10 protein-coding genes are annotated in these 10,972 nt (G+C 53.5%); 4 read left to right on the plus strand and 6 right to left on the minus strand.

Going from position 1 to position 10,972, the window contains the following annotated elements:
* Positions 1-12: 12 nt before the first annotated feature.
* The gene (locus tag FT643_RS19440) at positions 13-1,314 is read left to right on the plus strand and encodes a DUF2254 domain-containing protein (RefSeq protein ID WP_156873088.1); all 1,302 of its coding nucleotides are present in this window, start codon (positions 13-15) and stop codon (positions 1,312-1,314) included.
* Here the strand turns inward: FT643_RS19440 and FT643_RS19445 are convergent.
* The 3 genes from FT643_RS19445 to znuC are packed head-to-tail and all read right to left on the minus strand — an operon-like array spanning position 1,311 to position 4,357.
* Positions 1,311-2,804, minus strand: a complete 1,494-nt coding sequence (locus FT643_RS19445; RefSeq protein WP_156873089.1) for an FMN-binding glutamate synthase family protein — start codon at positions 2,802-2,804, stop codon at positions 1,311-1,313. The two genes, FT643_RS19440 and FT643_RS19445, sit on opposite strands and share 4 nt — an antisense overlap.
* 4 nt (positions 2,805-2,808) lie before the next feature.
* The gene (locus FT643_RS19450) at positions 2,809-3,600 is read right to left on the minus strand and encodes a metal ABC transporter permease (RefSeq protein WP_156873090.1); all 792 of its coding nucleotides are present in this window, start codon (positions 3,598-3,600) and stop codon (positions 2,809-2,811) included.
* The gene (gene znuC / locus FT643_RS19455; protein ID WP_156873091.1) at positions 3,593-4,357 is read right to left on the minus strand and encodes a zinc ABC transporter ATP-binding protein ZnuC; all 765 of its coding nucleotides are present in this window, start codon (positions 4,355-4,357) and stop codon (positions 3,593-3,595) included. Before znuC ends, FT643_RS19450 begins: the two co-directional genes overlap by 8 nt.
* A gap of 184 nt (positions 4,358-4,541) precedes the next feature.
* On the opposite strand from znuC, the gene FT643_RS19460 reads away from it, so the two are divergent.
* Both FT643_RS19460 and FT643_RS19465 read left to right on the plus strand, forming a co-directional pair.
* Positions 4,542-5,489 carry a metal ABC transporter solute-binding protein, Zn/Mn family gene (locus tag FT643_RS19460; RefSeq protein ID WP_198043717.1) on the plus strand — a complete coding sequence of 316 codons (948 nt, stop codon included), beginning with the start codon at positions 4,542-4,544 and terminating at the stop codon, positions 5,487-5,489.
* A gap of 68 nt (positions 5,490-5,557) precedes the next feature.
* On the plus strand, positions 5,558-5,731 hold the full coding sequence (locus FT643_RS19465; protein WP_156873093.1) for a hypothetical protein: 174 nt from the start codon (positions 5,558-5,560) through the stop codon (positions 5,729-5,731).
* Between the two features lie 78 nt (positions 5,732-5,809).
* On the opposite strand, the gene FT643_RS19470 is transcribed toward FT643_RS19465, so the two are convergent.
* From FT643_RS19470 to FT643_RS19480, 3 genes are read right to left on the minus strand one after another with little or no spacing between them, the layout of a single operon-like run.
* Entirely contained in the window at positions 5,810-6,262 is a 453-nt protein-coding gene (locus FT643_RS19470) for a type II toxin-antitoxin system VapC family toxin (RefSeq protein ID WP_156873094.1), read from the minus strand.
* Complete coding sequence (locus FT643_RS19475; protein WP_156873095.1) at positions 6,243-6,473, minus strand: hypothetical protein; 231 nt, start codon at positions 6,471-6,473, stop codon at positions 6,243-6,245. Before FT643_RS19475 ends, FT643_RS19470 begins: the two co-directional genes overlap by 20 nt.
* Before the next feature lie 11 nt (positions 6,474-6,484).
* Complete coding sequence (locus FT643_RS19480; protein WP_156873096.1) at positions 6,485-6,859, minus strand: helix-turn-helix domain-containing protein; 375 nt, start codon at positions 6,857-6,859, stop codon at positions 6,485-6,487.
* Positions 6,860-7,102: 243 nt separating this feature from the next.
* Between FT643_RS19480 and FT643_RS19485 the strand changes: the two genes are divergently transcribed.
* On the plus strand, positions 7,103-10,972 hold a 3,870-nt coding region (locus FT643_RS19485), incomplete at its 3' end, for a DUF6531 domain-containing protein (RefSeq protein ID WP_156873097.1).

The raw sequence follows: 10,972 nt of genomic DNA on the forward strand, positions 1-10,972 counted from the left end.
AAAGGGTATGGGATGAATTTCAATATTTCAGCAGATCATTTCAGGTTCTTATTGAATCGGTTTCGCGAGCGGCTGTGGGTAAAGCCGTTGGCGGTGTGCTTGATATCGATCGGCGTGGTTTTTGTAGCCAAACTTGCCGATGGCACGGGCATGAAGGAATGGGTGCCGGATATTACCCAGGGATCGGTTGAAACCTTATTGTCTATTATGGCTGCGAGTATGATGGTCATCGCCACGTTCTCGGTGGCTTCCATGGTCTCCGCGTATGCCTCTGCCAGCAGCACAGCCACGCCGCGTTCTTTTGCGGTAGTGATCTCAGACGACGCCTCCCAGAATGCCCTGTCTACGTTTGTGGGTGCTTTTATCTTCAGCATTGTGGGGATTACGGCGGTCAAGAATAATTATTTTGGCCCGGCGGCGATGTTTATTCTTTTCGGTATGACCAACTTTGTGTTCATGCTCGTGATCGTTACGTTTGTGCGGTGGGTAGACAGTATCGCCCGCCTGGGGCGGATGGGATCGACCATCAATAAAGTCGAAAAAGCGACAACGTCCGCATTGAAGCGACGTCGTGACACGCCAGCATTGTGTGGGGTGCCTTATATCGAATCGGAACAACAGGGTGAAAAAGGCATGGCTGTTTTTTCAGATCGTGTCGGGTATGTGCAGCATATTGATATGGCAACGATACAGCAATACGCAGAGGATGCCGGGTTGCGCGTGATTGTGGCGGCGCTACCGGGCACATTCGCAGCGCCCGGTCGGGCGTTGGCTTATGTTCGTGTGGAATCCGAAAGCAATCAGGAGCAGAGCCAGGATCACGGTCAGTCCATTGCTGAATCGTTTCAGATCGGTTCCGATCGGCTTTTTGACGACGATCCGCGCTTCGGTTTGGTGGTGTTGTCGGAAATTGCCGGCCGTGCTTTATCTCCGGGGGTGAATGATCCCGGCACCGCAATCAATATTCTGGGCACCATGGTGAGGCTTTTCGATTTGTGGAGCCAGCCTTCCTCAGAGGACGACGACAATAAAAACAAAACACCGGAGTACGATCGCGTTGAGGTTCCCGCCATCTCGATGCGGGATATGTTTGACGATGCGTTTACTGTGATATCACGGGATGGTGCGGGCATTGTAGAAGTGGCGATCTGGTTGCAGAAAGCGTTGCATTCCCTGTCGTTGAAGGACGATCCGGAAATGCAGGATGCGGCCCGATTTTATGGAGCGCTGGCACTGAAACGCGCGCGCTTGGCATTGGCGTTGCCGGAAGACCTGGAGGCGGTATCAAAGGTGGCAGAGTATGCAAAGTCCTAGCGCAGCTTATACAGATCCTCCAGACTGATTGAGCGCCCGTCGTCCATCACTCGTCGCGCATGCACTCGTCGTAACTGTCTTGGCTCAGCCACTCCGCAGGAGTGCGCAATCACCCCGACTTCATGCTGCAGATTACGATGAAAATTATAAACCCGAACGCTTTTACTCTCGGGGTCCAAGCCCTGTTGCAAACGCGGGTCGTGGGTGGTCACGCCGGTCGGACAGGTGTTTTTGTTGCATTGCAATGCCTGTATGCAACCCAGTGAGAACATAAAACCCCGCGCGGAGACGACAAAATCGGCACCCACACAGATCGCAGTCGCCACGGCACTGGGGGTAATTAATTTGCCGGAACAAATAACCCGGATACGGTCGCGCAAGCCATATTCCACCAGTTTATCCACCAGAATGGGTAATGATTCCCGTAATGGCATGCCCACATCATCGATTAACGACATGGGTGCTGCCCCGGTCCCTCCGTCGGCGCTGTCCAGGGTAATAAAATCCGGTGCCGATTCTACCCCTTTTATTTGAATCTCCGAGAACAGTTCGTCCAGCCAGTCCGGTGAACCCAGTACGGTTTTGATCCCGGTAGGCTTGCCCGTTACCTGGCGCACCCGTTCAATCATGGCCAACAAATCCGCTGCGCAACGAATTTCCGGGTGACGATTGGGGCTGACGGAGGCTTTACCAACCGGTATGCCGCGAATGGCAGCGATCTCCTCTGTCACTTTCTCCGCAGGCAGAATGCCACCTTTGCCCGGCTTGGCACCCTGGCTAAGCTTAATTTCGAACATGCGCACGTTGGCGTGGGATGCCACCTGCAACAGCTTATCGTCACTGAGGTTGCCGTGCGCATCACGCACGCCGTATTTTGCGGTGCCAATCTGAAACACCAGATCGCACTCGCCTTCCAGATGCCAAGGTGACAAACCGCCTTCTCCGGTGTTCATCCAACATCCGGCTAACTTCGCACCATGGGAAAGTGCCTGCACAGCCGGTTTCGACAAGGCGCCAAAACTCATGCCGGAAATATTAATTATGGATTTTGCAGAATAGGGGTGCGGGCAGTCCGGTCCGATTACTAACGGCGCGGTTTCCACCATGTCTTCATCCAGTGTGGGATAGGCGGTATTCACAAATATAATGCTGCCGGAGCGATAGATGTCTTTACTGGAACCGAAGGCCACGGTGCGGTCCAGATCCTTTGCGGCGCGATAAACCCAGGAACGCTGAGCGCGATTAAAAGGCAGTTCCTCGCGATCCATGGCGAAAAAATATTGCCGGAAAAATTCACCCAGATGTTCGAATAGATATCGAAAGCGACCGATCACCGGATAGTTTCGCCGAATCGCCTGCTGCGTCTGCGATCGGTCAACGATGTACACCACCAACACAACCAGTACTAATATACCCATCACCAGCAACAGCAGGGCAGACATGATTTCTAGAGCTAAAAACAGGAAGTGACTGACGCGATCTGAAAACATAAATTTAACCGTCTTGCCTTTTGACCAAAATAAAAATCAACAAAAACGCCAGCGCCGAACTCAATACGATGCTGGGTCCGGCGGGGGTGTCGGCATACCAGGACAAGGACAGGCCGGAAAACACCGACATCATGCCCACCAAGCTGGCGATCAAGGCCATGCGCTCCGGGGTGTTAGCGAGTTTGCGCGCTGCTGCAGCGGGAATAATCAAAATTGCCGTTATCAACAACGCACCGACTACTTTCATGCCAATCGCCACCACGCTGGCCAACACCAGCATATACAGCAATCGGACCACGCCCACCGCAGTGCCTTCCGCCTGGGCCAGTTCCTGGTTGACCGTAATATTCAGCAACGGACGCCAGATAAACTTCAGCGTAATGCCGATCAGGCCGGCCAGACAGCCCACCCACACCAGATCGGACCAGGTCGTCGCCAGCAGATCCCCGAATAACAGCCCCAGCAGATCCACCCGCACATGGTCCATCATGCTGACCAATACCAGTCCCAGCGCCAGGGTGCCGTGGGCCATAATGCCTAACAAGGTGTCGCTGGCGATGAAGCGCTGCCCTTGCAGCACAGTCAGGGCCAGGGCAATGCTGCTGCTCACCACAATCACGCCGATGGAGGGATTCAGTTCAAACAAAAAACCCAGTGCAATGCCCAGTAACGCGGAATGGGCCAGGGTGTCGCCGAAATACGCCATTCGCCCCCAGACCACAAAGCACCCCATCGGGCCGGAGATTGCCGCCAAAACCAGACCAATGCACAGCGCCGGTAACATCAGTTCAATCATGGTGGTGGCACCCGTCTTCGTCTTCTACGACTTTGCCGTGCAGGTCGTGGTGGTGGTCGTGTTTGTGGGTATAAATAGCAATATCGTTGACGTTGTTATTGAATAAACTCAGGTATTCCGGATGTTGGGACACGGAGTCGGCTGTGCCGGAACAGCACACATGCTGATTCAGGCACAGTACCTGATCGGTTTGTGCCATGACAAAATGCAGATCATGGGACACCATTAAAATGGCAAAGCCTGCTTCATCCCGCAACTGGCCAAGCAAATGGTACAACGCCTGTTGCCCCTGCAAATCGACACCCTGCGCAGGTTCATCCAGAACCAACAGGTCCGGCTTACGCAACAACGCCCTGGCCAGCAGCACGCGCTGGAATTCGCCGCCGGATAAGCTTTGCACTGCCGCTGCCCGAAGTGAGCGCGCACCAACCCGGTCTAGCGCGGCTTGCACCGGGGCGGTGTCGCCGTTATTCGCTAACGTCAGAAAACGCTCCACGGACAGCGGCAGGCTCGAATCGACCGTCAGCCGTTGTGGCATATAGCCCACACGCAGATCCGGCATCTGCTGGCAGACCCCTCGACTGGGTCGGTATAAACCCAGAATGACCTTCAGCAAACACGATTTGCCCGCGCCGTTGGGGCCGATAATGGTAAGAATCTGCCCGCGAAGCACATCGAATGTAATCTGATTGAGAATACGCCGGTTTCTAAAATCAAGGCCCACATCGTGGAGGTGGACCAATATCTCGTCTGACATGAATAGCAGATGACCCCTGTGAATTCGCTGCCATCCTAATACTGTTGCCTCGGCTTCACAATGATCAGGCTCAGTTGCCAGTCAATCCGTGGCCAAAACAATGGTACAATTGCGCGCCGCTCAGCCGCGGCCGGCTATCATCGTTGTGCTTTCGCTGATCTGCTATTTACTGTCTGGAATTCTGATGTATCGACTTATTTTCTGCCTAATGGCTCTGTCTTGGGGTGTTACAACGCCCGTTAATGCTGCCGCTGAGAACCCATCAACCGGCGCAGAGCTGCAACTGCTGGCTTCGGTGCGTCCGATTGCGCTGATGGTGCAGGAGCTCACCCAAAATACGCCGGTGAGAGTCACAACCTTATTACCGGAAGGCGCCACGCCTCATGATTACGCGCTCAAACCGAGCGATCTGAAAGCCATACAGCAGGCGGATTTACTGGTGTGGCTGGGCCCGCAAGGGGAACCGTATCTGGATAAAGTGGCGCAGCGGGCGCAGATCAGCCTGAATTGGGAATCGGTTCCCGGCCTCAAAACGCTGTCGCTGCGGGATGCGATGCACGACGAAGATCACCAGCCGGATCAGCAGGAACGTTTCGGTCACAATTCAGCCTATGACCTGCACTTCTGGTTTAATACTGAAAACGCGCTTTTGCTTGCGCAAGCCATTCGCGAGAAAATTGTCGCTATCAGGCCCGAACTGGCACCATCTATAGCCCAAAATCTGGAAAAGCTAAATCAAAGCCTGCAACAGCAGAATCAGCAAACCCGCTCCATTTTATCTGCCCAAGGTCAGCCTTTTTTACTCGCTCATGATGCCTATCAGTATCTGGAGGCAGAGCTGGGAATCCATTCTGTGGGGGCCGTGGTGCTGAATCCGGATGTGAAACCCGGTGCCAAACACCTGATGGAACTGAAGCAGGCAATCGGGATGCAGAAGGTCGGGTGTGTGATTACCGGCCCTGAAGTCAGCCCGGCATTGCTGGACAAGATCGACAGCAACCCCCCCATGATCCGGGTCGGGATTGATCCATTGGCGTGGGATTTTGAAGGTGACGGGTTCAGTTTGTGGCTGGCCAGTGTGTATGTGAAGGTGGTGGTGTGTACGGTGGCGGGGGTTGAAGAAGCCCGTTAAAACCTAAACTTTAACGCTCTCTCTGTCTATCTACCCAAGTAGAATTTTGTGCTGAGGATCAGCAAGACATGGGCGACGACAGCAACAGCGGTAACAATTCCAACAAATCGGGCGCAAGCTCCTCCGTATCCGATAACGATGCCTTCGGGGAAACGAAATTTGTCTGGAACGGCGATGTGGTGCTCAGTAAAAAGCGCAACAGCGAAGAGGCGCTGTATGTGAACCCAACAGTTTCAACTTAAACTTCATATCAGGACAACTAAATCCCCCGATTCCTGGATCTGTAGGTAGAGAGCTAGCTCCTTCGACAGGGTTGTTTATTATTCGTTTAATAGATTTTCTACGATAATGATGGATTCAAATCGTTTAAAATCCTTCACGTTATGAGTCATCAAATTAGAGACACCATTGGCCAGCATAGAGGCGACGATATTCATATCATGTATTTGCTTGCCGCCACAGGGGAACTGCTTTAGCAGAGATACTAACTGCTGAGTCTCTTTGTTGGTATCATCGGCTACATTGAATTTTTTAGAGAAGTGCTCGATCTGCTGTAAAACGGCATCTTTAGGTAGGGAGTCAAACGCTTGCGGGCGTGTCATGACGACAAGAAATTCACGGATGATCTGGCGACTGATCCATAATGAACGATTGGCATTATACGCAGTTTCTAAAGCAGCCAGCGCTTGCTGCTGAAAAGGGGATTCCTTCACACTGGCGTATACCAGGATATTAGTGTCAATAAAAAGAGGCTTAGCGTCCATCGTCACCATAGATCTCTTCTCGACTTAATTCTAATTCCTGAGGCCATTGTCCTGCACTTAAAACAGGGAAGTCTAAGGCCGTGTGCGGTTTATTGATTTGTTCACGCTTGGTGCGTTCACATAGAAAATCCACAAAATCTTCCACCTCAGCCACGCGCTCGAGTGGGAGGTGCCGAATCTTCTCAACTAAATGTTCTAATGATTGGGGTTGAAAACTCATCATTCACTCCGTTATTGGTGCGTTGTAGATTCCGATAATTGAGCTGCTTTTAAAAACGTATCAATGACTTGCACTAATTTACGCTTTTCTTTGTTGGGTAGCTTCTCAATCTGCTGGAAGCGGCGCTGCAAGCGGGTATCTGGTTGGCGATTTTTTTTAAGGGGTTCAAGTCCGAGTAATTCATCGGAGGTGACATTGAGCAGTGCGGCTAATTTAGGCAAGAGGGCTGCCGGGGGGTATTCGGTATGGCCTTCATAGTGGGATACCATGCGCTGAGAGACATCCAGCTCATTGGCCAGTTCAGTCTGGGTATAACCGGCCTGCTTGCGCAATGTGACTAGTCGCTTACCAAAGTCGGTTAACTCGTCAATGTTCTGTTTAGGCATTGTTGTTCTCCTGGAGGCCCGATCGGCTTGGCGCCTTGGACTGTTACCCGGTTTTCCATGCTTTCTAGTAGTAACTTGCTAGCATATACGTCAAATGTATATGCTCATGGAGGATAAATAAAGTAGAAATTTAATGTATATGAGTAATGCCAGTGTTTTTGAAGAAGCCCGTTAAAACCTAAACTTTAACGCTCTCTCTGTCTATCTACCCAAGTAGAATTTTGTGCTGAGGATCAGCAAGACATGGGCGACGACAGCAACAGCGGTAACAATTCCAATAAATCGGGCGCAAGCTCCTCCATACCTGACAACTACGCCATGCCGAGTTGCCGCTCGGCCAACCAACCGGTCGCTATCAGCCTCGTGTACGACGACCTCTATAACACGCCGGTCGCTGAAACCCCATATACCGTTATCTGCGCTAAAGACCCCTCCTCCCCGATTAAAGGTGTGACCGACGCCGATGGCAAAGCTCAGCTGGATAACGTCCACGCCGGCCCCTTAACCGTCACCTTCCATCCCGAAAACGACACTCAGGACAAGGCGGATGCAGCTCAGCTGCGCAAAGAGCTGGAGCGATCCCTGGATACCCTGGTAATGGACGCCAGCGATGCCAAAGCAATGCACGAACGCATGCTGTCGGAATACAATTTAGTGGAAAAAGGTGCTATCTACACCGGTGCGATTGCAGATGGGTTGGTTACCGGTGTTGCGGGATATGGCGAGATGGTGGCCGCAGTCGGCTCGGTTCTGGCGAGCCTGGGCAAAGAATACCTGGATATCTATGGCGCCATTCTCACCGGCGATATAAAGGCACTACAGGCAAAATTAGAACAGGCCGAAGCAGCCGGTCAGGCGTTTGCAGACTCCTCAAGAGAAACCGCTGAAACCCTCTTTCTGCTAATGTCCGACGAAGAGGCGATGGCCATTCTGAAAGACTTCCCGGAACGTTACTGGGATGCGCACCATAGTCTGGATAAAGCCCATATGGCGGGCACGATGGGCACCGACTTAGTGGTGGGCGCTTTGATGGCGGCGGCCACCGGCGCTGTCGGCACATCGGCTGTCGGCGCAAAAATGATTGCTACCGGCGGGCCCAAAGTCGCTAAAGTAGTCGAAACCCTGACTGCCCTCGCGACCAAACTGAAAAAAACCAAAGCCAAAAAAACCTACCAGGGACGATCCGGCGGCGCGGTGGACGGCAAAGTCACCAGCACAGCCAGTAATGGCCCGCTCAGCGGGCAGGACGCCGGTCATCTGGAAACTACGGGTAAAAATCCCAACGGTGATACCACCCCTAAGGCAGACAAAACCGTTCAGTCGTCTGAGCCCATCAGCATGATCACAGGCGAAGAACTGCTGCCGCAAACAGACTTTATCATCGGCGGATTAATTCCCCTGGAGTGGAAGCGTTTTTACCGTACTTCGAATCCGGTCAATCGTGGCTTGGGCCATGGTTGGACTTATCCGGTCAGTGAAACCCTGCAAATCGGCAACGACAGTATCCTGTTCCATGATGCCGAAGGCCGCCGTATCGAATTCCCGGTGCCTGCCGTGGGCCAATTCACCAGCAACCGGGCAGAAGGCTTAATCCTGCATTGCGACTGGCATAACGTCTATTACCTGAAGCAACCCGGCCAACCGGACAAGCTGTTCGCCGGAGACGACATCATCAGCGGCGCCCGATCCGCAACGTTACGCCTCAAAGCCCTGATCGATCCGGTAGGCAACCGCTGGGACTGTTTCTATAACGATCAAACCCAGCTGATCGAACGCATGGAATCCACCTGGGGCAGCACTCTGCTGTTTGAAGCCAACGCCCGGGGCATGATTGGCCGCATCCGTGAACAAATTACGCCGGTCGTAGCCTCCTCTGGCGCTAATCAAAGCGGTGCTTTCCAAACCAACGCCTATCAAACCAAGGTCAGCTACCACTACGATGAACAGCGCGACCTGATAGCAGTGGAAGACGCAGGCGGTGACGCCGAACAGTTCCGTTATCAAAACCACATCATCACCCAGCGCACCCTGCGCAGCGGCTTCAACTTCTATTTCCAATGGGATCAATACACACCCAAAGCCCGCTGTATCCGTCAATGGGGTGATGACCTGGGCGATGGTGCCATCTATGACTATCACTTCGAATGGGACCCGGACAACCGCATCAGCCGATCCTATGACAGCTACGACAATCTATTAGAAATACACTACAACGAACACGGCCTGCCGGATAAAGAAATCGACCCCGAAGGCAATACCACCTGCTACGAATATGACCGTTGTGGCCGCAAAACCAAAGTCATCGATCCGCTGGGGAATGAGCAAACCTTTACTTACGACAAAGTAGGCAACCTGACCTATTGTTCAGACGCTGCCGGGGGCGGCTTTACCCAACTGTATGACCTCAAGCACCGTCCGATCAGCTTTCTGGACGCCGAAGGCAACACCTGGAGCCGGGAATACAACGAGCAGGGGCTGGTCAGCAAAACCACCGATGCCGAAGGCAACGTCGTTCAATACTTCTATAACGATGTCGGCCTGCCCCAGATCATCATTGATCCCAACGGCGACAAACAAATCCTCGCCTGGAACGCCAAAGGCCAATTGATCACCCGGGCCACCGGCAACGAAGCACAACCCGTCGAGCCGACCCACTACCGCTACGATCAGCAGGGCAATGTAGCCACCGTAGAGCAAGGCGGCAGGCAAACTCGCTACACCCATGACCAGAAAGGCGACGTTGTCGCAATCCACTATCCGGACGGCGGGCGCGCCAGCCTCAACTACAACGCCTCGCGCCAACTCACGCAATACACCGATGCACTAGGCCGCACCACCCGTTTTCAATACGATGGCCTGGCGCAAGTTGTCCGGAGAATCGATCCCAACGGACAGGTGCTGCATTACCAATACGATCTTGAACGGAACCTGATTGGGCTGATCAATGAAAACGGCGAACGCTACCAACTGAAATACGATAAAAACGAACGCCTGATCGAAGAAGTCGGCTTTGATGGCCGCGTGCAACAATACCAATACGATCCGCTAGGCCACCTGACAACCCATATCGAAGGCCTACATACCGAAACTGAACTGCTGCAAGCAAACTCCACCCACTTCAAACGCGATGCACTGGGCCGCATGCTTAAAAAGCAAACCCCGGACGGTAATGACGCCGCGTTCAGTTACGATCGCAACGGCCGCCTAGCCAGTGCCGTCAATCGCGCCCGCACCCTCGCCTTCAAATACAGCCCCAACGGCCACTTGCTGGCAGAAAAGCAGGACCAGTCCGAGATCCACCACGAATACAATGCACTGGGCCACCGTATCGGCAGCATCCTGCCCAATGGCGAAACCATTGCCTATCAATTCAACCAGGCCGGCCAGTTCACAGCACTGGACTACAACGGCCAGCGCATTACAGAACTGCAACGCAACAGTCTGGGCCAGGAAATCGCCCGCACACAAGGCACCCTGCAAGCAGGTAGCGACTACGACCCCGCAGGCCGCCTGACCCGCCACTGGGTGCAACGCCAACACAGCCGCGAAGCCCTGATCGACCGGCAATACCAATACGACGGCGCAGGCCGGCTGCACCAGATCGACGACCTGCGCAAAGGCCGCACCGCCTATCACTACGATGCGCTTGACCGCCTAACCGCAGTGGACGGCTACGCCAGCGAACAATTCGACTTCGATCCGGCAGGCAACATCCTGAGCGGCACAGCGAACAGTGAAACCCAAAACCAACCCACCCAAAAAACATCCCCCGGTAACCGCCTGCGCTTCCATGGCGACCGTCACTTCACCTACGACCCACGCGGCAACCTGATTCAGGAACGCCGTGGCACCGGCGGAAAAATACAAACCCGATACCACTACAACAGCCAGAACCAACTCACCACTGTTGAAAAAGGCGGCCAAAACTTCCACTACGAATACGACCCGCTAGGCCGCCGGGTGCGCAAAAGCGATGCCTTTGGGGAAACAGAATTCGTGTGGAACGGGGATGTGCTGCTCAGTGAAAAGCGTGGGCACAAGGAAAAACTGTATCTGTATGAACCCAACAGCTTTAAGCCGTTGGCGTTTGTGGAGAATAATCAGTGTTACTTC

This window comes from Ketobacter sp. MCCC 1A13808 (assembly GCF_009746715.1).
Classification (GTDB): Bacteria; Pseudomonadota; Gammaproteobacteria; order Pseudomonadales; family Ketobacteraceae; genus Ketobacter.